This window comes from Halonatronum saccharophilum DSM 13868, from assembly GCF_000517025.1.
Taxonomy (GTDB): Bacteria; Bacillota; Halanaerobiia; order Halobacteroidales; family Halobacteroidaceae; genus Halonatronum; species Halonatronum saccharophilum.
Window position 1 is genome coordinate 120,950 of sequence record NZ_KI912097.1, and the last position, 24,012, is coordinate 144,961.

At 31.1% G+C, this 24,012-nt stretch carries 24 protein-coding genes, 1 pseudogene and 2 riboswitches; of the genes and pseudogenes, 13 read left to right on the forward strand and 12 right to left on the reverse strand.

From position 1 onward, the window contains the following. Nucleotides 1-21: 21 nt before the first annotated feature. Nucleotides 22-1,242: an NAD(P)-dependent malic enzyme gene (locus tag HALSAC_RS0111860; protein ID WP_027340432.1), complete on the reverse strand. Its 1,221-nt coding sequence runs from the start codon at nucleotides 1,240-1,242 to the stop codon at nucleotides 22-24. A 394-nt stretch (nucleotides 1,243-1,636) separates the two neighbouring features. Here HALSAC_RS0111860 and HALSAC_RS0111865 point away from each other — a divergent pair, with 394 nt between their 5' ends. From HALSAC_RS0111865 to lnt, 6 genes and pseudogenes are all read left to right on the forward strand, one after another. Further along, entirely contained in the window at nucleotides 1,637-3,124 is a 1,488-nt protein-coding gene (locus HALSAC_RS0111865) for a glycine betaine uptake BCCT transporter (RefSeq protein ID WP_027340433.1), read from the forward strand. Nucleotides 3,125-3,277: 153 nt separating this feature from the next. After that, nucleotides 3,278-4,039 (forward strand): exodeoxyribonuclease III, encoded by a 762-nt coding sequence (locus tag HALSAC_RS0111870; RefSeq protein ID WP_027340434.1) that lies wholly within the window; start codon nucleotides 3,278-3,280, stop codon nucleotides 4,037-4,039. Between the two features lie 193 nt (nucleotides 4,040-4,232). Further along, nucleotides 4,233-5,063: a hypothetical protein gene (locus HALSAC_RS0111875; RefSeq protein WP_027340435.1), complete on the forward strand. Its 831-nt coding sequence runs from the start codon at nucleotides 4,233-4,235 to the stop codon at nucleotides 5,061-5,063. A 117-nt stretch (nucleotides 5,064-5,180) separates the two neighbouring features. After that, nucleotides 5,181-5,789, forward strand: a pseudogene (locus HALSAC_RS0111880) (alpha amylase N-terminal ig-like domain-containing protein); the annotation flags it as partial. 263 nt (nucleotides 5,790-6,052) lie between these two features. Beyond that, nucleotides 6,053-6,727: a cell wall hydrolase gene (locus tag HALSAC_RS0111885; RefSeq protein ID WP_027340437.1), complete on the forward strand. Its 675-nt coding sequence runs from the start codon at nucleotides 6,053-6,055 to the stop codon at nucleotides 6,725-6,727. Nucleotides 6,728-6,891: 164 nt separating this feature from the next. Next, entirely contained in the window at nucleotides 6,892-8,370 is a 1,479-nt protein-coding gene (gene lnt, locus HALSAC_RS0111890; protein ID WP_035571867.1) for an apolipoprotein N-acyltransferase, read from the forward strand. Between the two features lie 54 nt (nucleotides 8,371-8,424). Here lnt and HALSAC_RS0111895 read toward each other — a convergent pair whose 3' ends face one another. Beyond that, the gene (locus HALSAC_RS0111895) at nucleotides 8,425-8,796 is read right to left on the reverse strand and encodes a hypothetical protein (protein WP_027340439.1); all 372 of its coding nucleotides are present in this window, start codon (nucleotides 8,794-8,796) and stop codon (nucleotides 8,425-8,427) included. 149 nt (nucleotides 8,797-8,945) lie between these two features. Further along, a riboswitch (TPP riboswitch) is annotated at nucleotides 8,946-9,045 on the forward strand. 106 nt (nucleotides 9,046-9,151) lie between these two features. Between HALSAC_RS0111895 and thiT the strand changes: the two genes are divergently transcribed. The 4 genes from thiT (at nucleotide 9,152) to HALSAC_RS0111915 (ending at nucleotide 11,906) form a co-directional block, all read left to right on the forward strand. Next, nucleotides 9,152-9,709 carry an energy-coupled thiamine transporter ThiT gene (gene thiT / locus HALSAC_RS15885; RefSeq protein WP_051412210.1) on the forward strand — a complete coding sequence of 186 codons (558 nt, stop codon included), beginning with the start codon at nucleotides 9,152-9,154 and terminating at the stop codon, nucleotides 9,707-9,709. Then, entirely contained in the window at nucleotides 9,702-10,346 is a 645-nt protein-coding gene (locus HALSAC_RS0111905) for a thiamine diphosphokinase (protein ID WP_027340440.1), read from the forward strand. Before thiT ends, HALSAC_RS0111905 begins: the two co-directional genes overlap by 8 nt. A gap of 127 nt (nucleotides 10,347-10,473) precedes the next feature. Next, entirely contained in the window at nucleotides 10,474-10,638 is a 165-nt protein-coding gene (locus HALSAC_RS17295) for a hypothetical protein (protein WP_169730098.1), read from the forward strand. 374 nt (nucleotides 10,639-11,012) lie between these two features. Continuing rightward, nucleotides 11,013-11,906: a tyrosine-type recombinase/integrase gene (locus HALSAC_RS0111915; RefSeq protein WP_245579473.1), complete on the forward strand. Its 894-nt coding sequence runs from the start codon at nucleotides 11,013-11,015 to the stop codon at nucleotides 11,904-11,906. Between the two features lie 17 nt (nucleotides 11,907-11,923). Here HALSAC_RS0111915 and HALSAC_RS0111920 read toward each other — a convergent pair whose 3' ends face one another. Beyond that, nucleotides 11,924-12,286, reverse strand: a complete 363-nt coding sequence (locus tag HALSAC_RS0111920; RefSeq protein ID WP_027340442.1) for a hypothetical protein — start codon at nucleotides 12,284-12,286, stop codon at nucleotides 11,924-11,926. Nucleotides 12,287-12,417: 131 nt separating this feature from the next. Here HALSAC_RS0111920 and HALSAC_RS0111925 point away from each other — a divergent pair, with 131 nt between their 5' ends. Continuing rightward, nucleotides 12,418-12,621: a DUF1540 domain-containing protein gene (locus tag HALSAC_RS0111925; RefSeq protein ID WP_027340443.1), complete on the forward strand. Its 204-nt coding sequence runs from the start codon at nucleotides 12,418-12,420 to the stop codon at nucleotides 12,619-12,621. Nucleotides 12,622-12,640: 19 nt separating this feature from the next. Here the strand turns inward: HALSAC_RS0111925 and HALSAC_RS17300 are convergent, their stop codons facing one another. Beyond that, the gene (locus HALSAC_RS17300; RefSeq protein WP_169730099.1) at nucleotides 12,641-12,793 is read right to left on the reverse strand and encodes a hypothetical protein; all 153 of its coding nucleotides are present in this window, start codon (nucleotides 12,791-12,793) and stop codon (nucleotides 12,641-12,643) included. Nucleotides 12,794-13,078: 285 nt separating this feature from the next. Here HALSAC_RS17300 and spoVB point away from each other — a divergent pair, with 285 nt between their 5' ends. Then, nucleotides 13,079-14,605, forward strand: a complete 1,527-nt coding sequence (gene spoVB / locus HALSAC_RS0111935) for a stage V sporulation protein B (RefSeq protein WP_281172366.1) — start codon at nucleotides 13,079-13,081, stop codon at nucleotides 14,603-14,605. A 155-nt stretch (nucleotides 14,606-14,760) separates the two neighbouring features. On the opposite strand, the gene HALSAC_RS0111940 is transcribed toward spoVB, so the two are convergent. From HALSAC_RS0111940 to HALSAC_RS0111950, 3 genes are all read right to left on the reverse strand, one after another. Beyond that, the gene (locus tag HALSAC_RS0111940) at nucleotides 14,761-14,946 is read right to left on the reverse strand and encodes a type Z 30S ribosomal protein S14 (protein WP_027340445.1); all 186 of its coding nucleotides are present in this window, start codon (nucleotides 14,944-14,946) and stop codon (nucleotides 14,761-14,763) included. Between the two features lie 145 nt (nucleotides 14,947-15,091). After that, nucleotides 15,092-15,403 (reverse strand): hypothetical protein, encoded by a 312-nt coding sequence (locus HALSAC_RS0111945; RefSeq protein ID WP_156924190.1) that lies wholly within the window; start codon nucleotides 15,401-15,403, stop codon nucleotides 15,092-15,094. Nucleotides 15,404-15,574: 171 nt separating this feature from the next. Beyond that, nucleotides 15,575-16,774, reverse strand: a complete 1,200-nt coding sequence (locus HALSAC_RS0111950; protein ID WP_027340447.1) for an O-acetylhomoserine aminocarboxypropyltransferase/cysteine synthase family protein — start codon at nucleotides 16,772-16,774, stop codon at nucleotides 15,575-15,577. Between the two features lie 156 nt (nucleotides 16,775-16,930). Then, nucleotides 16,931-17,037: riboswitch (SAM riboswitch) on the reverse strand. Between the two features lie 128 nt (nucleotides 17,038-17,165). Between HALSAC_RS0111950 and HALSAC_RS15890 the strand changes: the two genes are divergently transcribed. Further along, on the forward strand, nucleotides 17,166-17,765 hold the full coding sequence (locus HALSAC_RS15890; RefSeq protein ID WP_156924191.1) for an IS110 family RNA-guided transposase: 600 nt from the start codon (nucleotides 17,166-17,168) through the stop codon (nucleotides 17,763-17,765). Between the two features lie 182 nt (nucleotides 17,766-17,947). Here the strand turns inward: HALSAC_RS15890 and HALSAC_RS0111960 are convergent, their stop codons facing one another. The 5 genes from HALSAC_RS0111960 to HALSAC_RS0111985 all read right to left on the reverse strand — a co-directional run bounded on the left by HALSAC_RS0111960 (nucleotide 17,948) and on the right by HALSAC_RS0111985 (nucleotide 23,347). Beyond that, nucleotides 17,948-19,591 carry a DNA methyltransferase gene (locus HALSAC_RS0111960; RefSeq protein WP_027340448.1) on the reverse strand — a complete coding sequence of 548 codons (1,644 nt, stop codon included), beginning with the start codon at nucleotides 19,589-19,591 and terminating at the stop codon, nucleotides 17,948-17,950. 14 nt (nucleotides 19,592-19,605) lie between these two features. After that, nucleotides 19,606-20,124: a DNA adenine methylase gene (locus HALSAC_RS0111965; protein ID WP_027340449.1), complete on the reverse strand. Its 519-nt coding sequence runs from the start codon at nucleotides 20,122-20,124 to the stop codon at nucleotides 19,606-19,608. A 47-nt stretch (nucleotides 20,125-20,171) separates the two neighbouring features. Next, the gene (locus tag HALSAC_RS0111970) at nucleotides 20,172-20,930 is read right to left on the reverse strand and encodes a DNA adenine methylase (protein WP_169730100.1); all 759 of its coding nucleotides are present in this window, start codon (nucleotides 20,928-20,930) and stop codon (nucleotides 20,172-20,174) included. 12 nt (nucleotides 20,931-20,942) lie between these two features. Next, on the reverse strand, nucleotides 20,943-21,428 hold the full coding sequence (locus HALSAC_RS0111975; RefSeq protein ID WP_027340451.1) for a restriction endonuclease: 486 nt from the start codon (nucleotides 21,426-21,428) through the stop codon (nucleotides 20,943-20,945). A 272-nt stretch (nucleotides 21,429-21,700) separates the two neighbouring features. Continuing rightward, entirely contained in the window at nucleotides 21,701-23,347 is a 1,647-nt protein-coding gene (locus tag HALSAC_RS0111985; protein WP_027340453.1) for a DNA methyltransferase, read from the reverse strand. Between the last annotated feature and the right edge of the window lie 665 nt (nucleotides 23,348-24,012).

The following is a 24,012-nucleotide window of genomic DNA, read 5'->3' on the forward strand; positions in this document are numbered from 1 at the left end:
GTGGTTATTTTTCTCCATATATTATCCCATTAACTCTTTAGCTCTTTTTAACTCTTCTTCATAGCTTATCTCTACTCTTGCTACATTACTCTCAATAGCAGCTTGAGCAACAGCAGCTGCTACTGTCGGGCCAACTCTATTGTCAAAGGGTTTTGGAATTACATAATCGTAATTAAGCTCATCTTCGTTTACTAACTCTGCTAGGGCGTAAGCAGCAGCCACTTTCATCTCTTCGTTTATATCTTTGGCTCTAACATCTAAAGCTCCACGGAAGATACCAGGGAAAGCCATTACATTGTTAACTTGGTTTGGATAGTCAGAACGTCCTGTCCCAACAACTTTGGCCCCAGCTTCATAAGCGTCCTCAGGTAATATCTCAGGCACTGGATTGGCCATAGGGAAGAGTATAGGGTCATTAGCCATCGATTTAACCATATCTTTGCTTACAACATTAGCAACTGATACCCCAATAAATAGGTCAGCTCCAACCATTGCTTGAGCTAAATCTCCTTTTTCATTATTAGGATTAGTTATCCTAGCTAACTCCTCTTTACTTTCATTTAAATTTTCACGACCTTCAAAGATAACTCCTTTGCTATCTAAGACCTTAATATCCTTAACACCTTGGGAGAGTAATAATTTAATTATGCTAACTCCAGCAGCACCTGCACCATTAACTATAACCTTAATATCTTCTATTTTCTTATTAACGATCTTTAAGGCGTTTACTAATCCAGCTAGAGTAATAATAGCTGTTCCATGTTGATCATCATGGAAGATTGGAATATCCATCTCTTCTTTCAATCTCTGTTCAATATAAAAACATTCAGGCGCCTTTATATCTTCTAAGTTTATTCCACCAAAAGTAGGGCCCATCTTCTTAATAATCTGTACAATCTCTTCAGGATCTTCTTCCTCTAAACAGATAGGAAAGGCGTCTACACCTCCAAATTCTTTAAATAAGACGGCCTTTCCTTCCATAACTGGCATAGAAGCTTTGGCCCCAATATTTCCTAAACCTAATACTGCGCTACCATTACTAACTACTGCAACAAAGTTTCCTCTATTTGTATAATCATAGATCAAATCTTCATCATCAGCAATTTCTAAGCAAGGCTCTGCTACTCCTGGAGAATAAGCTAAAGATAAATCCTTCTCATCTTCTACCTTCACTTTAGTTATTACCTTAAGCTTTCCCTTATTATCCTTATGTAATTTTAAAGCTTCTTTCTTTAAACTCATCTAATACTCCTCCTCTAAATTTATATCTTTCTTTTAAAATAATTAGGTATAATAATAGATTTTCCTGCATAAATTGTCGTTTTATTTTTAATTATATTTTTAATGCTAACCTTTAATCTTGCTTTTAGCCTTAGTAGATTTTGAGAAGATAAGTATCTTTATCAACCTCGCGAAGATTTTTTAGGAATAATAAAAATCAAACTATATTGGATCAGAGAGGAGAATCCATAAGAATATTGACTTGTTTGCATTGCTAGCGCTTTTATGTTAAGATTAGGAAGGCTATTTTTAGAGAAAAGAGGGGGATACTAAGAAGGAGTTTTCAAATTAATATTATTTAATACTAAGAGATACTGTATAATTATTCTAAAAGTCGTTGAAATGGAGTGGTAAAATGAATAAAAAGAATGAGGAAAGTAATCTGGTGTTTTATGTATCGGTTATTATAGTCTTTTTAGTGGTGTTTTGGGGTGTCTTTGCCCCAAATAATTTTGATATGGTTGCTAATGGTCTCTTTGAATTTCTAGTAACTAGATTTGGGTGGCTATATTTAATGTCTATGTTCTTCTTTGTAACCTTTACTTTAATAATAGCCTTTAGTAAATATGGGCAGATTAGATTGGGCGAAGATGATTCAAGACCAGAATATAGTAATGTATCTTGGTTTGCAATGCTATTTAGTGCAGGTATGGGGATTGGTCTTGTTTTTTGGGGTGTTGCTGAGCCTTTAAATCATTTTGTTAACCCGCCTAATTTAACTGGCGGAACAGCAGAGGCTGCTAACTTTGCCCTTAGGACATCTTTCTTCCACTGGGGGATTCACCCGTGGGCCAACTATAGTATTTTGGCTTTAGCTTTAGCTTACTTTCAATTTAGAAAAGGAAAACCTGGTTTAGTAAGTAGTATCTTTATCCCTTTGATTGGTGAGAAGAGAGCAGGGGGGATTATAGGTCAGCTGATTGATATCTTAGCAATCTGTGCTACAGTAGCAGGTGTAGCTACATCTTTAGGCTTGGGTACATTGCAGATAAATAGTGGTCTTAATTATTTATTTGGTCTCCCCCAAAACACGGTGATACAGTTATTAATAATTGGAGTTGTCACTGTATTATTTATGATTTCAGCTGTAAGTGGTTTGGATAAAGGGATTAAGATATTATCTAATACAAATTTGATTATAGCTTTAGTACTTATGGTATTGGCCCTAATATTAGGGCCAACGGTAAAGATAGTCAATGCTCTTACTAATAACTTTGGTGCTTATCTTGGTGATGTAGTAAGAAGGAGTTTTCATATTAGACCTTTTGGGGATAATACCTGGATAGGTGATTGGACTATATTCTATTGGGCTTGGTGGATAGCTTGGGCTCCTTTTGTTGGAACCTTCATTGCTAGAATATCTAGAGGAAGAAAGATAAAAGAATTTATAATTGGAGTAACAGTTATTCCATCTTTAGGCTCTTTTATCTGGTTTGCTACCTTTGGAACTTTAGGCATAGATTTAGGTTTAGAGATCGCTTCTAAAGCTGTAGAGGTGACAGAGACGGCCTTCTTTGTAGTGGTTAATCATTATCCCTTAGGAAGATTAATCTCCTTTGTTGCAGTAGTTCTTCTTTGTACCTTTTTTGTCACCTCAGCTGATTCAGCAACTTTTGTTTTGGGGATGATGTCTTCAAATGGTGATTTAAGGCCTACAACTAAGAGAAAGGTTACTTGGGGAGTGGTTCAATCGCTGTTGGCCCTAACCCTAATAGTAGCAGGAGGTCTACAGACCTTACAGATAGCCTCTATTGCAGCAGCCTTTCCTTTTACAATAGTAATGGTCTTAGCCTGTATCTCATTGCTTAAGGCGTTACGGAAAGACCCTTTCTTGAAGAAATAAATACAATACATTAATTAAATAGTTTTTTAATAAGGTAAGAAGAGATGTACCCAGATAAAAGGGGCATCTTTTTCTTTGCAGGAAAAGTTAAATTAGTATAGAAATATAGTAATAAAGCGTAAGCTCAATTTAATACAGCAGGAGGAATAGATAATGAAGATATATTCGTGGAATGTAAATGGAATTAGAGCAGTAAAGAAGAAAGGGTTCTTAGATTGGGTAGAAGATGAGAATCCAGATATCTTATGCTTGCAGGAAATTCGGATACAGCCTGATCAGATTGATGATGATTTAAAGGAGATTGATGGATACTATTCATACTTTAACTATGGTGAGAGAAAAGGGTATAGCGGTGTTGCTTTATATTCAAAGCAAGAGCCTTTAGAGGTTAGTAATGGGATTGGAATTGAGAGGTTTGACCGCGAAGGAAGGCTTATAACTGCCCATTATCCTGATTTTACTTTAGTAGGTGTTTACTTTCCCAACGGAAGAAGTAGTGAAGAAAGGTTAAAGTATAAATTAGACTTTCATGAAGCCATACTTGATTACTGTGAAGAATTAAGGGAAGAAGGCAAGGAAGTTATACTATGTGGCGACTATAATATTGCTCACAAATCAATTGACCTTAATAATCCAGAAGCAAATGAGAATAAATCTGGATTTTTACCAATAGAGAGGGCTTGGATAGATAAGGTTTTAGATAAAGGCTACTTGGATACCTTTAGACTATACCATCCTGGCGAAGTCAAGTACTCCTGGTGGAGTTATAGAACAAGGGCCCGCTCTAGAAATGCAGGGTGGAGAATAGATTATCACTTTGTAAGTGAAGGGTTAAAAGAGAGAGTAAAGGATGCCGATGTCTTGACCCAAGTTATGGGTTCTGATCACTGTCCTGTGGTTATTGAGGTTGAATAATAAGAAAGTTATCTTGAGGTTGAAGCTAGTTTTGTATTTGATGAACTTAATATAGTAGAGTTTGAATAGTAAAAAGGTCTTTGAGTAGATATCTGCTCAAAGACCTTTTTGCAGGAGTTTCCTTTTGATTAGTAGAATATCATTAGTAGTTTAATTTATAAATTTGCAAAAGTAACTATTAGGAGGCTTTAATGTGAAAAGAATTATCTTTACTATACTAATCTCATTTACTTTGATTTTTAGCTCTACATTAGCTTTTGCTGAAGAGATAGATGAAGCAGAGGAAATAAAAGAAAAAGAAGAACTAAGAGAAGAGAGTAGTAGGCTAAGGGACTTTGAGGAAGAAGTTAAAAGGGGTGAAAGTGGAGAGGATATGCAATATCTTAGAAAGTTTTTGAGAGAGCTTTTCATTAACACTTTTTTTTCATCTGATAGATGGCTTCTAGAGATGGTCTACAAGACAACATCCTTTCCCTATCGTGCTCCTTATTCTAGAATTGAACGAAGATATCGTTACAATCCAAATTATAATAGACTTGATAACGAAGGATTTAACATTGATATGGGGGTAGCAAGAGCCTATATTGATAATAATTTAAAAAGTAATAGGTTAGAATTAAATATAAATTTAGATCGATTTGCCTTTGAATTATCATATGTGGAGTATAAAGAAGAACTTTATTCACGAAATGAATATATATCCTTTACAGATGGAATAATAACTTATTCTTTTGCTAAAGATAGAAGATGGGATTTTAGAAGTGGGATTGGTCTACAAAGAGTCTCTGGAATCGATAGTGAAACTAGATTAAAGTATCTTTATGGTGTTGAATTTTTTGACAAGCCATTAAAGTTAAATTTGGATTTAGGTTTTGCTCTATCAGAAAAAAACTTTATAGGAGAGTTTTTTCCTGCAATTTCTTACGATAATGATTATTTTGAGTTAAGAGCTGGGTATAGAAGGTATAAAGTTATTAATCAATCTTTATCTGGACCAGAGTTGGCCCTTAAATTTAACTTCTAAGAAAATTATAGTAATTTGGAAGTTATTTCTTAAAATTTGCAGGTGATTATAAAATGGTTCAGAAGAAACTTACTTTTATAATCAGTACACAATCAAAAGTATAACTTTAAGACTAAGAAGAAGAGGGCCAAAGAAGTGGTCAAGATGATGATGCAAAAGTTGGCCCGCTTACCACATCAGATAGCTTATCTTCAATTTAATCTCTTTGATAGCCATGATATTCATCGACTCCATAACAATCCTGATGTCTCCTGGGAAGGTTATAGGGGAGCAGTCATAATGTTATTCACTTTCCCTGGAACGCCTAATATATATTATGGTGATGAAGTTGGTTTAGATGGACATATCGAGACTATGGAAGGTTGTCGTTACCCTATGGTCTGGGATGAGAAGGATCAAGATCAAAGATACTATGAGTTGTACCAAAGGTTGGCCCAATTAAAGTTGAAGGATGAAGTTTTGCAACGGGGTGGATTTAAGATTTTATATGCAGAAGGTGATGTATTATCTTATGCACGCTTTACAGATGAAAGAGCCTATATAAGTATAACTTCTCAAGAAGATAAAAGATGTACGGTTAGGATTCCTGTTGGAGTACTAGGTGTTGATAAAGATTCAAAGATAAAAGAGGAGTTCTCCTATTCTTCCGATTATACTTATGAGGATGGATATTTAAATGTAACATTACAGAAGGAAGAAGCATTATTATTTAATATTAAAATCTAATATAGAAAAAGAGGGCTAGTGATAGCCCTCTTTTTCTATATTAGATCATAAGATAATTTTAAAGTTAATAAGTTTTAATCTGCTAATTCTTTAGCTATAATACAAAGATTTACCTTTGCATTCAAAGGGCAAATGAGAGAAAATATAAGAGTAAATTATAAATATATAAAGCTCCTATACATAGGGGTAGAAGATTAAGAAGAAGTATATTATACAGTTTAAATATCATAATTATAAATAATATTATAGAAGGAGTTATGCAGATGAAGAAATTAATGAAGTATAATAAGTCGATTGCTTTCATATTAGTATTTGCTTTAGCTTTTCCTTTGTTTTCGGGGCTTTTATTTGCAACCCCAGCTTACGCTTTTGATGAAATAACAGAAAATCGTGGAATTATGTCTATGCTTAAAGGTCTATTGATGGTCTTCTTCTTTTCCTTTCTATCTAACCGTGATGAAGTAGAAACAATAAGTGACTCATATAGGTCAGCAGCTCAAGAAGAGCAGGAATCTACTAATGCTCCTTCTAATTCATATCAAAGGCTTTCTAATGTAACAGATGAAGAGATGGATATCCTAGCAAGAACAGTCTATTCTGAAGCTAGAGGAGAGCCTTATAAAGGTCAAGTAGCTGTAGCTGCAGTTGTAATCAATAGAGTGTTAGATTCTCAATTTCCTAATGATATAGAAGGAGTAGTTTTTGAAAGACCAGGAGGAAGAGCTTATGCCTTCTCTGCAGTGCTTGATGGTCAGATAGATCTAACACCTAACGAGACTGCTTATGAAGCTGCTAGAGATGCTTTAAATGGTTGGGATCCAAGTGATGGTTCATTGTATTATTATAACCCTGTTACTGCAACAGCAACTTGGATGTTTGAGAATACTGTTGGTAGGAAGTATATTGGAAATCATTTATTTGCCGATTTAAAAGAATAATTATATAATAAAGGGGAGTAGCCTATATTTGGGTTGCTCCTTTTGTCATATTATTAAATTTAACTTTACAAAGGATTAATTATTTTAGTGTTGAATAATACCTGTATAAGGTATGTGACTGGTTTATAATCTAACAATTAAACAATAAGCAAAGGAGCATTTATATGAAAAAATATCTTTTGGCAATTTTATCAGGTGTTATAATCGGTTTAACCTTTAGATTTAGGGTTTTGGCCCTATTGATCTGGGTAGGACTTATCCCATTTCTCTTTGCTTTTGATACTAAAAGAGGGAGAAAAGAAGCGTTTTATTTAGGGTGGGTTATGGGAGTGCCTTTGTTAGCTATAGGGGGATATTGGGCAATCTATCCTTTAATGAAGTTTAGTGGCTTTCCATTGATTATAAACTTTATAATCTTTTTATTTGGAGCATCATTGTTGGCCCTTTACTTTGGATTATTCTCCTTCTTATTAAGTTTCTTAGAGGAAAAATTTGACCTTCATCTTTTGATCTTAATACCAGTGGTGTGGACAGGTGTTGAATTTATAAGAGTTTTGATCTCGCTTGAGTTTCCTTTCTTTTATTTGGCCTATTCACAAGCTTTCATACCAGAGTTAATACAACTAGCTTCTTATGGAGGGGTGTCATTAGTAACATTCCTAATTGTTTTAGTTAATACTCTAATTTTTTCATCTATAAAGAAGAAGGATTATCGCTATTTTCTTACAGGGGCTTTGGTATTTGCTATCATCTTTATCCAAGGCTTTTTAGTATTAGAGGGTGAAGAAGAGATTAGAAAAAGTATCAACATAAGTTTAATACAGCCAAACTTCCCTCAAGAGTTGAAGATGGATCCTAGAAAGCAAAAAGAGATAACAGAGTCCTTGCTTGATCAAACTAGAGAAGAACTAGTAAACAATGAATCGGATCTATTAATTTGGCCCGAAACTGCAATTTTAAGAACTTACTATGAAGATAGGAGATTACCTTTTAATTTACCAACAAAAACTCCTTTATTTATAGGTGGTTTTGCTAGGGAAGGGGAAGGGAGAGATAAAGTCTTAAATAGCGCCTTCTTATTCGATGAAAGAAGATTACCTATAGAAAGATATAGCAAGTTGAAACTTGTTCCTTTTGGTGAATATGTCCCGTTTCCATCTTTGATCCCTGATATTATACAAAGTGGGATGAATAATTTAACTCATGGTAGTGAAAAAGTGGAGTTTGAGATAAATAATTTTAGTTGGATAAGTCCTATATGTTCTGAAATACTAAATTCTCAATTAGTTAGATCATTATATAGCCAACAAGATTTTATTGTCAATATTTCTAATGAAGCCTGGTTTGAAGAAAGCCATGCTCCTATGCAGATACTACAAGCTGGGATCTTTAGGTCAGTTGAGTATAGAACTCCTTTGGTTAAAGTAGCCAATACAGGTATTAGTGGTATTGTAGATAGTAAAGGAAGAGTATTAGTAGAGTCTGCTCTATTTGAGACTTGGTCTCATACAGGAAAGTTAAATATTCCTCATAGGGTAGAGACTCCTTACTATAAACTTGGTAATTATTTTGGTTGGGTAAATCTTTTGATTATTATTGGACTTTCTTTGCTAGGAATTTATAGAGAAAGAAAAGACAGATAAATATAAGTTATAAAAAAGGTGGCTTAATTAAGCCACCTTTTTATATATATACCTTTATATATCCTTGGCTTTCTTTTGGTTTACAATATTATCAGTATTCTTGTCATTCTTATCCCTTTTTATTAAATATGTGATTACCCCTATTATTGTAATTAAATTGACAGCTAAAATCATTATAATGGCTATTTTACCAATAGATATGTGTAATAGATCATTGTAATTATTTATCCCCCCATCTATACTTACAATAAGAATCAAGATTGTCGATATGTAGATAAAGCTATTGGATATAAAACGAAATAGTAGGTTAAGTCCTTCATTAGATGTAGTAGTTGTTATAGGTGAAGAGAAGTTCTTTAGAGTAATGATCCCTTGAATTGTAATTATAAAGATGAATGAAATCCCTATTATCATTTCTATATTCATTATTTTCACCTCCTAGAAATGTTTTCTTACTAATATTTTAACATAATATAATTATTTTTCAATATTTTCACTAGTCTATCTATTTAATTATAACTAATTGAAAGTATCTTTTTTATATGTTATAATTATTACTAATCTCATAGAAAAATTTAAAACACTAGGGGAGCCATTAAAGGCTGAGAAGTATCAAACTGACCCTTTGTACCTGAACTAGTTAATACTAGCGTAGGGAAGTGGTTTAATTATTACATAAGGTATATAATTAGCCAGCTCCCTAATTTATTGTTAACTGTTATTGGGGTGGTGGTTTTTTCTTTTAATATAATATGAGATTAATTACTGAAGGGGGAATAAAATGAAAACAAATATTAAAAAAATTAGTGAACTTGGTATCGCATTAGCTTTGGCTGTTATCTTAAGTTACTTAAGGGTTTATCAGATGCCTCAAGGTGGTTCGGTATCTTTGGAAATGGTACCTATCTTCTTGTTGGCCCTTAGATGGGGATGGAAAGATGGCATATTCTTAGGTTTTACTTATGGTGTTATGCAGATCTTATTGAAAGGAAATAATGTTTATCATTTACTTCAAGGTATATTAGACTATCCTGTAGCTTTTGCTGTATTGGGATTAGCGGGATTATTTAATACAAAAATTAAAAACAAATTTTTTGTAGTTCTGGCGGTCTTATTAGGTGGGGGATTAAGGTTTATAGCTCACATTTTATCAGGAGTTGTGTTTTTTGGCGCATATGCACCCGAGGGAAGTAATCCTTGGATGTACTCTATATCTTACAATTCTACTTATATGATCCCTGAAATTATAATCTCTATTCTTGTAACATTATTTTTGCTTAAAGGTCTTTCAGAAGATTTCTTTGTTGTGGAAGGGGTCAAGGCTGTAGATAATGAGTAGAGCAGTCATTTTCATTAATGGTGATTTGATTGGAGAGGATAAATTTTATAAAGATGTTATATCTGATGATGACTCTATTTATTGTGCTGATGGAGGGGCAAAGTATACTTATCGTCTAAATTTAATCCCTGAGTTAATATTAGGTGATTTAGATTCTCTGAGCCCAGAAATTATAGATCATTATAACAGAGCGGGTGTCTCTTTTAGTAAATTTCCTAAAGAGAAAGATAAAACAGATACTGAACTACTTATCGATTATATTTTAAAGAAAGATAAATATAATGAGATTATTATCTTTGCTGCTTTGGGTGGTCGTTTAGATCACTCATTAGCTAATATACTCTTGTTAGAGAAGTTTTATAACGAATATACAGCAATTAAGGTTATATCTCCTAAGCAGACCTTAGAGGTTATAAAGAGTGAGTTTGTTTTAAAAGAGTGTGCAGGAAAGACTATTTCTTTATTATCTTTGGCCCAAAAGAGCAAAGGGGTATCTTTATCAGGTTTCAAATATGATTTGGAAGATGGAGAGATCTATAGAAGTAGTACTTTGGGAATGAGTAACATTGTTCAATCTAATCTAGCTAAAATTAAAGTGGATAAAGGAAGTTTGTTACTTGTAATCAATAATTCATAAGAAAAGATCTAATTATTAATTAATAATTAGATCTTTTCTTATGAATATGTTAAACTTAAATGGAGAAAATATCATTTACAAAAACAGAGTTTTAAATAATCAGTTAATTTATCAGGAGGTAGGATTTATGGAAGAATGTGTTTTGGAAGATAAAGGGTGTCGTGAATGTGGAGAATGTCTAATCTGTGATTTAGATAAAAAGAAGAGATGTGATAATTGTATGGAATGTCTAGATATGGATACAGGTTTCAAAGCTATACGGATCGATGGAGTGGACTACGACACGGAATGATCTTAGATTTTCCATTTTGAGACTATAGACTTTAGCGAACTAAAGTCTATAGATCTTTGTTGATTTTTATTATTGAATGTAAAGTGAATGAAAGATATAAGGGGGGGCGAGAAAACGTTGCATCTCTAATTCCTGTCTTGGTTATCAAAAACTATTTATAGTAATAACTAAACCCTTCAATCCTTAAACTACAACTTATCTATAGGGGGTTAGATTTGTTATTGAGCTTATTATAAAATCTAAAAAATCGAATAAGGGTTAGTAATTTAAACAAATACTTAAATTACTTCATTAAACATATATTTAACGAAGTAATTTAAAAAGGAGCGATTATTATGACCGACATAAGTTATAAAAAAGCGATTAAAAGCTTTATGAAGTATTTAGTTGCAGAACGAGGTTATGCTAAATCTACTGTCAAACACTATGAACATGACTTAGTTATTTTTGGTAGATATCTCAAGAAAGAGTTTGGTTGTGATATAAATGATTTAAAAGTACAAGATATCAGCGAATTTCAAATTAGTGAATTTTTAAGTGATATTATATTAATTGAAGACAACAGCCCTGCTGCTAGAAATCGTAAATTATATAGTTTACGTTCCTTTTTTAAATTTCTTAAAAAAAGGAGGTTAATAAATAAAAACCCTACTAATGACATTGAAGCTACAAAAAATAAATTTGTTGCTGAACCTATTTATTTGAAAGAAGCTGATATTAAAAAGTATCTTATGGCTATCAAAGAGTATAATTCAAGAAATAAAAAACGAGATTTAGCAATTATTAAATTGTTTTTGTATTGTGGTCTACGAATTTCGGAATTAACAAACCTTAATTTGACTGATATTAACTATGATGATAAATCAATTAAGTTTTATGGAAAGGGAAATAAAGAGCGTTATATACCTTTGCATAATGAAGCCATAGCAGCTATTAAAGATTACCTCCCCTATAGATCCAAAATAAAATTAAATAATAAAGATTCCAAACAAGCCCTATTCTTATCTAATCGAGGCAATCGCATTAGTGTAAGGACTGTTCAAAAAATGGTGAAAAAATATGCTAAATTAGCTGGGATAAAAAACTATAACAAGATAACACCTCATAAGTTACGACACACCTTTGCCTCTGTTCTTTATAGAGAGACTAAAGATCTAAGAATTTTACAAGAGTTACTGGGTCATAGTGATATATCTACAACTCAGATCTATACTCATACTGACAAAGAAGAGAGAAAGAGTGCAATTGAACAAATTCCTGACCTTTAAAGTCAACTCTTCATCTACTATACTTGATTAAAAGTCTGGCTTAACCTTTCTTCATACTGTCTTAGATTATAGGTGGCTATATCTTCTATAATGCCTACTACTTCATCTTTGGCGTGATAATCTAATGAGTCATATTCTCTTATAGCCTCCTCTACTCTTTTTAGGTAGCCATTTAAGACTTGTATCTCTTCGTCTAAAGAATCTTTCTCCTTACCCTCTACTTCATCCTTAGCACTCCGGGCCAACCTTATCATTTCTTCAAATAGCTCTTTTCCCTTATTTACTATCATTTCATCTTTATACTCTATATGAATTATATCATTAGATATATCGACTATATCTTTTATCAATTTGAAATCTTTATCTTTTTCTGCTTTCATTTTTACCTCCAATTAAAGATTTTATTTATAATTTAACCTTCCCTATCCTTATATATATTATTAATCTTTATAAAAAGTATAAAAAAATAAAAGATGATAACAATATAAATGTAGGGTCAGGAGGTGAAAGGATGGCAGAAGTAAAGTGTGCTAAAATAGCCTGCAATGTCCAAAACTGCACTTACTGGGGAACTGGCAATCTATGTGTAGCTAATGAGATCCAAGTTAGTACGGGTCAATATAGTCAAGATATGGAAGCAGGAAGTTTTGAAAGCCCTGCTAACTCATCAAATTCACACCAAACTCAATGCGTAACCTTCAAACCCAAAAAATAATTTTCAAAAGAGACGGAGGCTAAGGCTCCGTCTCTTTTTTATTTTTAACTATTAACAGCTTGTATATTTCCTTAAGTTCAGCCTCTTCGAAGGCTGTTATTTGATTCTTATCTCTTTTGAACTTTAGATTCTTAGCAACTCTAATCAAATGTCTAATCTCTCTTTCAGTCATTTCCCTCCCCTCCTAATCTTACATATAATAATATATTTATCGACTACTAATTTTGTTACAACAGAGAGAAGTTAAGTAATTAATTTCAAGAAGAAAAGAAAAAATAAATTATAATTTTGTTCTTAAAAGACTATATATTATATATAAAAGTTTATTTTTAGTCTTAGGTATCAGTTTCCCTTAATGATCTTCAAATTGGCTTAGTTGCTGATGTCTAAAGTATCAATTCGAAGTATAAAATTCTAATCAGTAAAGGGGTGATTAAATATAAAAAACCAATCTATTATTAAGGGTGCATTTATATTAATGATTGCAGGATTCTTTAATAGGATATTGGGCTTTGCGTTAAGACTTATATTAGTTAGGATAATTGGAGATGAGGGTCTTGGCCTCTTTCAGATGGTCTTTCCTATCTTTATTACCTTCTCAATCTTGACTACTATGGGTCTTCCAGTAGCCGTAGCTAAATTTGTTTCATCCGAAGTATCTCAGCAAAGAAAGAAAAACGCTTTAAAGATATTAAAGATCTCTCTTGTCATTGTTTTTATAAGTTCTTTAGTAAGTATAAGTATATTTTTGATCAAAGCAGAATTTATTGCACTTAACTTACTTAAAGATGAAAGGACTCACCTTATATTACTAACTATTGCCCCTGCTCTACTCTTTGTTAGTTTATCTTCTGTCTTAAGGGGGTTCTTTCAAGGTTTGAGGGTAATGACACCAATAGCTTTTTCTCAGGTGATTGAACAACTGGTTAGAATGGGAGTAACTTTGGCTTTGGTATATAAGTTAATGAGTTCTACTTTAAGAGATCAAATATTAGGGGTATCTATTGGTGTAAGTGTTGGTGAGGGGTTTGGGCTGTTGGCCCTGATTTTAATATTTGTTTATTACTTTTCTTCCTTCGGAAGCGGTGATTCTAAAGATAAAACAGAATCTACTTTTAGTTTAATAAAGAAGCTCTTTAAGTTTGGGATACCAATTACTATAGGAAAATTAGTAGCTTCTTTAATGTACACCTTAGAAGCTATTACAATTCCATCAATTTTACAGAGAGTCGGTTATACAGTATCAGAGGCTACCTCTTTATATGGTCAACTTTCCGGGATGGTATTACAATTAATCTACCTCCCCACTATAATCACAATAGCTTTAAACTCCAACTTAGTTCCAGCAATTTCTGAATCTTTAGCAGTTAATAACAAAAGAGCAATCAAAAAACATAGTCAAGAAGCTCTTCGTTTAACTTTTTATTTAGGATTTTTGAGTTCATTAATATTATTCTTATTGCCTAGAGAGATTTGTGATCTCTTCTTTAACTACCCAGAAGCAGGAACCATATTGCGCACTTTATCTATCTTAGCTATATTCTTATATATATCACAGATTTTCGCTGCTATACTCCAAGGTTTAGGAAAGCCAAATTCAGTAGTTAGAAATTCAGTAATAGGTTTAATTATTGAATTGGGTATAATCTATTCGGTAGTTTACCTACCAGCTTATTTAGCCTTTATAGTTATTTCTTTAGCTATCGGGATCCGTTATACTGTAATTGCTATATTAAATTATCTTTCTATAAATAAAGAGGTTAAATTAGCTCTACCTATTACTCATATTTTTATTAAACCTATACTAGCAGGCTTATTAGTAATTTTAATTTTACCACAAAGCTATCAAATTTCTTTTCATATCTTCTCAAGTAATCTAATAAGTTTGGTTATTTCAACAAGCTTAAGTTCTCTCTTCTACTTTGCTTTCTTATTTATAAGTGGAGGGATTAGCATAGATGATCTAAAAAGGATAAAGCCTTAGGTGAGCTGTGTACTATTATGTGCTATGTGCTAAAGATCTAAAGATAAAAAGCCAAGACCTAAATCAATTTAGGTCTTGGCTTTTTATAGTGTCTATCAGTTCTAATTCGTGATTGTATTTTTAAATTTTAATTTAAATCATTTAAAATTAATCTATTACCAACTTGCTTTCTTAACTCCAGGTAGTTTGCCTTCGTGGGCCAACTCTCTAAAGCAGATTCTGCATAGTTCGAATTTACGGATAACCCCGTGAGGTCGTCCACATTTTCTACATCTTCTCTCTTCTCTTGAAGAGAACTTAGGATTATTGTTTGCTTTAACTACTTTGGACTTCTTTGCCACTTTACCCCTCCTCTCTTTTATATTTTTAATCTATTTTTATACGGGTTATTGACTATTCAAAGCTCTAAGTGATTATAACACAAATTAGAATAATACACAAATTAAATAACCATAAGTTTTTAATAGTTTAACAACTAGCACTAAATTAAAACATAGTAATAATAATGCTTAATATAAGTAAGGGTGCTCCTGCAATTAGAAGTTCTAACGGGTTCTTTTCTTCTTCTTTTCTTGATTTTTCTCTTTGAAATTTAAACCCCGCCCTCTTTCTAACTGATAAGACAGAGGCTGATAATAATAAAAATAGAAACTCTGTGAAGAGAATATTACTAAAGCCAATCAAAGTCCACTCTAAATCACCAATTAAAGTTACTAGTGAATATATGATAAAAGTTATAATTGCAATTATAAAGCCTGTAATCGTTGGCCCTTTTACCCTTACTTTAATAACAAACACCTCCTTAACTATTATATCCAACTTTGATTATATCAATAAATGACGAAGGCGTCTAGGATATTTGGGTTAGAGTAAAACTCAATAGTAATAACTATATTATTTAACCCAGTACACAATAAAAAAAGGAACGACATATGTCGTTCCTTTAGTAGATTTAGATTAATTGATTATTTACCCTTCTATCTTATTAAAGGCTTGTTCTAGATCACCTATTATGTCCTCGACATTCTCAATACCTATAGACAATCTGATTAGGTTTTCTGTTATGCCTGCTGTTGTTTGTTCTTCTTCGCTCAACTGCTCATGGGTAGTTGATGAAGGGTGAATGATTAATGTCCTAGTATCACCTACATTGGCCAATAGAGAACATAACTCTACATTATTGATCAATTGCTTACCGGCATCAAAGCCTCCCTTAATACCAAAACATAACATTCCACCAAACTTCTTTTGTTGCTTCTTAGCAAGCTCGTGATGAGGGTGGGACTCTAGACCAGGGTATCTAACCCACTCCACTTGTGGATGTGCCTCTAGCCATTTAGCAACCTCTAGGGCATTATCAGAGTGTTTCTCCATCCTTAAAGATAAAGTTTCTAAACCTTGGATAAAGATCCATGTATTAAAAGGACTAGCTGCAGGACCAGTATCACGATAACCCTCTACTCTACCCTTTAGGATAAAGTCTTCCGGGCCAACGATAACACCACCTATAGAACTTCCATGCCCCCCTATATACTTAGTAGCCGAATGGATAACGATATCGGCACCAAATTTAATAGGTTGAGATAGATAAGGTGTACAGAAAGTATTATCTACTACCAACTTCAAATCATATTTGTGAGCAATATTTGCTACCTTTTGGATATCAACGATATCTAAAGTAGGATTTCCTGGTGATTCTAAGTATAAGAAGGCTGTATTATCATTAATAGCCTTCTCCCATTCTTCAAAGTTATGTGGGTCAACAAATTTAGTTTTTATCCCATACTTAGGTAAGGTTTCGGCAAATAGGTGGTATGTACCTCCATATACATACTTAGAACAGACAATCTCCTTCTTCTCTTCTGCTAAAGTAAGTGCTGCCAAATTGATAGCTGCCATTCCAGAAGATGTCGCCAAAGCTGCTTCTCCACCCTCTAATGTCGCTATTCTCTTTTCAAAGACTGCATGGGTTGGATTGCCTATACGGGTATAGATATCACCTGCTTCTTCTAAAGCAAATAATCTAGCTGCATGGTCTGCATCATTAAATAAATAGGATGTTGTCTGGTAAATTGGAACTGCCCTAGCTCCATTTCCATCCTCCTTAGGATCATAACCTCCATGTAATGCAATTGTGTCAAAGGAATACTCTTTTTCTCTACTACTCATTTTAACTCCTCCTTAATATATTTTGTTTTAGCTGTGTGCTATGTGTCATGTGCCAAAGATCAAGACCTTCCGTAATAAAAACCATTTGCACAAGACTCATAGCTAATAAATAAAAAAACCCCTTCTGTTTTAGAAGAGATTAGATTAACAATTTCTTTCTCATCTTCCAATACAGTTAGTATTGCTGGAATTAGCACCTTTGTAGTTTAACTACCGGTTGCTGGGTTTCATCGGGCCAGTCCCTCCACCTCTCTTGATAAGGTAATTTATTTGATTTTTTATAATAATACCATACCTGATTATTCCTGTCAAGATTTAATTGATTAAAAATAAATAATTTTTTCTTTAATAAGAACTATCCCCTACTGTCTAGGGATCACTCTGAGTCGATTTGGGTAACCATAATCAAAAATGGATAGATAATAAGGTTGAAGAGTTGATGACTGCTGCTAAAGAGAGCTTATCCTACAAAATTGCTCAAAACTCTAATGTGCGGGTTCTCAAGCATTATATACAATTACTTTTGACCCAAAGAGATATTTTAAAAGATTTAAAAACTCAAATGACAAAGTACGCTAAGCTCTCTTCTGCTTTTCCTTTACTCCTATCCATACCAGGAGTAAGAAAGCTAACAGCAGCCAGTATTATAGGAGAGATTGGTGATATTCACAGGTTTCCTACAACTAAGCAACTAGTTGCTTATGTTGGTCTAGACCCCAGCGTCTACCAGTCAGGTAGATTTAAAGCGACCAATAACAAAATTTCAAAGCGAGGATCTACTTATCTTCGCAAGTCACTTTATCAAGCAACTACTGCTTCAGTTAGAAAAGTTAAAGGAAAACCTAATAATCAACTCCTATATGACTATTATACCCAAAAACGTGACCAAGGAAAACCATATAAAGTCGCTATTATCGCTACTGCCAATAAGCTTTTAAGAACTATTTATGGGGTTTGGAAGAATAATGAGTTTTTTGAAATAAAGCAATAACTATTAGGTTAAAAAATGGATACTTTGCTTAATTTTTAAAGTTTGCTGAAAAGTAAGCTTATTTTGGTATGCCTATTTTTAGCTATAGAAATATTTTTTAAATTCTTCTTGACTTTTATTAGCTGGTTTATCCGACGTACGCCGTTATTGAAAACATTGTACATATTTGACCATATAGTTATTTAACCATTTTTAATATGCCATTTCCCATTTTTAAATAAAAAATACTTTTCAAATATTTCAACTAAATCTATTTTATTATCCACAAGTAATTCCAATGAATCGTTATCAATTAATAATTTTAATAAGCCATTATCATAAAGTTGAGCTGTTGTTACTCCTTCGTTTTGCTTAATGATTTTTTCGCTTTCTTCTTTTATCTTACTTTCCATATCAAATAATCGATCTTGTAAATCAAACTTTTTAATAAAAAATATGATTGAATCTCCTTGTAAACTTTTTTTCGGATTAGTTATATTCTTCATTGTTTTTTTATTTTTATAAATATGAACTTGATTAATGTATTCAAATCCACTTTTTTTTGCTATTTTTATTAACTTGCTCCAATATCTAAGATTGCTATCATGAAAATACATACATAAAAATTTATCATTACGTAATACTCTATTCATATTTACAAAAACTTGTTTCATTAATTTAAAATAACTCTTTTCATTTTTATTGGTTCTTTGATTAGAATCTGAAATAATAATTTCATCAGAAAAATTAAATTTTGTATCAAGAAAAGCTTTATATAACTGCATATATTCTGAATAAGGAATTTGGTCTACATATGGTGGATCAGTAATGATTAAATCTATTGTTTTTGAAGGTATACTATTACTATTTATTTTTTGAGCTGGCTCAGACATTAACATATAAGCTTTTTTATTTTTTTCTAACTCTTTAAAATTATTAACTTTATTTATCTTATTTAAGTTTTCCTCACAAACTTTATTTAAAGCTTTAAACACTAATCTTCCTCGTTTTTCAAATAAATTTAATATATTTTTTTCTAAACATTTTTTTTCTGGATGCCATAATAACCATTGGGAATTAGACCTTAAATCAGTAATCTTAGCTAAATGTAACATAGAAGCAACAATAAATCGTAAAAATAATTTAAAATCTTCATTTTTATAATTATTTATCTTTTCTAAAATACTATTAATTACATAAATAGCTCTGTTGGTAAATAGTTCAGAAATTCTTTTTCCTTCTGAAACTGATATGCGAGAATTCTCTATAAGTTCTAAATCTTCAAAAAATCTTTCTTTAATTTTGTATTGACCATTAAATAATTCTTTATCTAGTTCATCTGGAATTTTACTAGGCTTTCTATTGCCACCATAACAGTCTCTACATTTATACTTAACTTTCAATAATATTTTATTATTATTATTGAAATCAAATTCAAATCTATCTGCTACTTTAGTCTTATTACAATTTTCACACTTTGTATAATATACTTTTTGTAAATCTTCTTTTATATCATCCATAAACTTTGTGAACATTTTTCTTATCTTTTTTAAATCATAAGAGTTAAGCAAAGACTTAACAAAAAAATCAGGAAATTCATTAATATCATTTCCTATAACTTTACGAGGTTCTTTTAATCTTAACGATTCTATAACACTAACACCTGAACCCATAAAAGGATCAAAAACAATTTCACTAGTTTCAGTTAACTTTTTTATTATTTTAGAAGTTATATTAAATGGTTTTTGAGCCCAATATATATGGGAATTATAAATTGGATCATTACTTTCTCCTATTTCATCTTTTAATTCTTGTACTAAATCATCTATTTGCTTTAAATATTGCATAAATAAAACTCCCCCTAATACTTTCCAATTAATAAAAACTCATTTACACTCTTATTTGAACTTTTTCTTTGATTTGAATGTTCATAAGATTTAATATTAATTTTAAAATTATCTTTCCCAAAAATCTTTCTACCAGATTTTATAATATCATCTACAGAAGCAGAATATCTACTAGTATTTTGCTTCTCAGGATTTGATGGATATGCATAACTTAGAATCAAGACCTTTTTATTTTCTTTACATAAATTAAATAAATTTTCTATTTCATTAATTGCTTTAACCTTACTACAAAAATTTGATTTCATTCTTCTGGACCTATATAAACCTTTAGTATATTCTCCATTTCTATTTTTAGAGATTTCAGGATAATCATAAAGCACTAAAGTATTTAATAAATGATAATATCTAGAATACTTATTTGTAGTATAAGGTGGGTCAGCATACACTAAATTCACATTATCTTTTATTTCATTCAGTTGTAATACATCTTTATAATCTAAATTATATATATATTGTTGATCTTTATTATACATATATTTATTTGTTATAAAATTTTGCTGATTAAATTCTTTTAATTTTCTTATAAAAAATTTATAAATAGATTTTTTCTAGTTTTTAATAGCCTTTTTTTACTTCTATTAAAATTAATTACTTGTGCAAAATGACCATCCCGACTAAAACTACATTCATTCATAGCATAAAATAAAGAAGTATGAAGAATACCTTTTTCTATTTCACTAAAAGTACCATACTCTATTGCATATTTTAAAGAATCTATATCTATAGATTGATGAAATCCAAAATAGTTACTGCTATAATAAGAACTAAAAAGAATATATGGTTCTTTTTTATTATTTTTTTTATATTCTAAAAGATCAATTTCCTTATCAAATTTTTCATTATTTAAAGGATAATTTGGAGAATTATTATAAAAATCAATCAAACTATTAATATCAACTGAGTTTAATAATTTCTTTTCTTTCATTAAATATTTATTAAAAATATTAGACAAATTTTCTCTGTTTTTTTCATAATATTTATCTAACTTTTGTTTAATCTCATCATAATTTATTATTAAGTTATTTTTTATTAGTGCTTTTGCAGTTTCATAAGCAAAAGGAGCCGCATCATTAGAATAAACTAAATTAGTTTTTTTAAAATTATATCCTACTATAGAAGTTCCAGCAAATAGATCAAGAAAACCATCGCCCTCCCCTAAATAATTATATACATTCTCTTTTATAAAAGGAATTAATTTTCTTTTATGTCCTAGATATTGCAAAACAGAAAATTCTTGTGTTTCATGTATATTACTATCAATCTTATTACATAATTCCAACATAAATCCCCCTTAATTATCTCTTGTATTTAATAAACTATGATAATATTTTCCTGGAAAAGCTTTATTAAATCTTTCAATTATTTTTTCTCCATCTATCAAATTAACATTACATTCTTCAGCTTCTAAAATAGCTGGTTGAGTATACTCTGAAGTAGTAATACATTCAGCATAATCATCATTATTATTTTCTTTCATACTATGAAGTCTCTGAATAACAGAACCATCTACTTTATTAACCCATCTTTTAACTTGGAAAATATAACTTTTACCTTCTTTTTTAGCATATATATCTACTCCTCTATCTCCTGTACGAGATGATTTAAAAACATTATTATATCCTTCTTCTCTTAAAAGTTTCACAACTTCATCTTCAAATACTTCTCCTTCTAAAGTAGCTATATCAATACTCCCATCTTGAATTTCATCACTAAAAATCATAGGATAATAAGCTTCTTCTTTTTTTATACATAAACTATTTATAATATTAAAAATCATTCCTCTATTATTAATTATCTCATTAATAGCTTGTTTGTTACCATCATCTAATCTATAACTTAAATTTATTAATAATTCATCTAAGGTGAATTTTCTTTTTAGAAAATAATTTTTTAATAACTACTGGTGTCATATCAATTATTCTTCTAAGAACTGTTTCTTGAGTATAATCTTCAAATAGTATAATTTTATCATTAACATATACTTTTCCCTTATCTAGAATAAAATATTTATTAATTATATTTATTATTTTCTCTCTTTCAAATGATTCTTCAATTAAATCTTGCGACTTTAAAAAATTGCACACATTCAGATATTACATCTTGCCTATTTTTAGTTAGATTTTCATCATCATGTAAAAAATCTTTTATTATAAAGTATAATATTCTATCCAAATTAATATCCTCACTATACCAAAATCTTTCCTTATCAGTTAGTTTAACTAAAAATAATATTATTTCAAAAGAACTAGTATTAGCACTAGAAGATTGTTTTCGCAAAGTTGGATCATTATTTTTTATATCATATCTAAAAATGGGTTCAAAGCCCTCTGCCCTTGCTTGATTTCTAAATCTATTATATATCTCTAGCCAATCTTTTTTTGCTAAATTAATATGCATAACCATTATACCATAATCTTTTAATAAATCGTAACAGCTACTAAACATTTTACGAATATCTTTGAAATATTGTTCTTTCCCATTTTTATTTTTTCTGATAGGAGAATCCGTCATTACAATTTCTTTTTCTAACATATCTTCTGACAACTTATAAGAATCTGAATAAAATTCTCTTAACCAATCTCTATAAAGTTGATGTCTTTCTAAATAAGGAACTTGCTCTGTATATGGAGGATCGGTATATATTAAATCTACTTGTTTATCTATACCTAACTTTTCTAATGTAATTTCTTTGCAATCATCATTAATAATCTTAATTAAATCTCGACTTGTTAAATTATTCAAATCATTTTGCTGAATATCAGCTAAATAATCTCCTTGATATCTAAGCATATATTCAAATTTCTTATTAAATTCAATCCATACATTTGATTCTTGAGCTTTTCTTTTTACCACTCTATATAAATAATAAGAACTAGAACCATATTGAGCCGTTCTACTTAAAGTTAATGCAGAAACAAGGGCAAACTGTAAAAATTCTTTTTCTTTACAATCAGGCAACTCATCTATAGCTCTCTGAATTCTCAATAACGCTATTTTGGATCTTCGTTGAAAAGTTGAATCATATTTATCATTTCCACTACTTGGTGTTATATTTATTCGTGAATTTGGAATTAATTTATGTGAAGGGAACTTATCAACTGGCATACACTCAATATGATCTAATTTTATGGCATCTACTTTAGAATATTTTTTATATTTACTATCACATACAGGACACTTATTTACTAATTTAATATTTTCAGCATTTTCCCCCAAATCGCGATGTAACTCAGGGCTATAATAATTCTCTGTTTCAGGGTCAAAGTAAAACCTAAAAATATAATTTTGATGCCCACAACATCTAGTTTCATATAAATTCATTACAGAATCAAAATGGCAAACATCAATTCTATCATATAACTTAGAAATAACATCTTTATTATGAACTCTTAACAAATTTTTCACCATATTATAAGTATAATTATCCAACTCTACTCCTATAGCTTTTCTGCCTTCTAAAGCAGCAGAAATTATAAAAGTTCCACTACCAAAACAAGGATCATACACTACATCATTTTCTTCAGTAAAATTACTTATTATTTTCCTACTTACATCTTCAGATTTTCCTCCTATGTAATTAAACGCTCTACTAGCTAAATAATTTCTTCTGCTATTAACATTAGCTAATTTAGGTATTAGTTTATCATACTTTTCTTGTAACTCATTCTTTATCTCTTTTGGTAATAAACAAAACATTAAAATTCCCTCCTTTTTATAACAAACAAAAGTCATCTTTCTTCAATTTTAATAATTTCTATAAGTACTATTGAAATACCTTTTTTAAAACTAAATTAAGTATGTCGGATGTAGGGCCAACGTCTGGTGCATTAACTAAATTCCCAGTCCCCGCCACCTCAAACCGTACGTGCGGTTCTCCCGCATACGGCTTTCCTATTAACTTCATCTTAAAACCTTATTAGGTTAAACTACTTTCAACTTTAACTATGTAATTAGCTAATCCATTTTCAGTAGTTATTTCACATTCACTTTAAGATATATTCTCCTTCTCAAGTCTTGTAAATTGATGGATGCTTTTATCATTTCACCCTTACCTCCTCTAGTGTCGGAGAATTTATTAATAGTAGGGTCTCTTCGCTATATGAAGTTTTGTTGTCTTCACAATTTTAGCTACTACAAACCCATCCGCCACCCTCTTCTTTTCCAGTTCATTTCTCGGGTCTCGATTATAGAACCTTCAGTTCTCAAGTGATTTCTCACAGGAAGAAGGAGGGCTTCTCCAGTTCCGAACATATCCTTATATACATACCATCGCTAATACTCCGTTGGTGTGTGTAGGTGTATCAGCCATTTTCACCTATACATTCTGTCTTCGCCCAGACGCTAAAGGCTCGACCACCAAA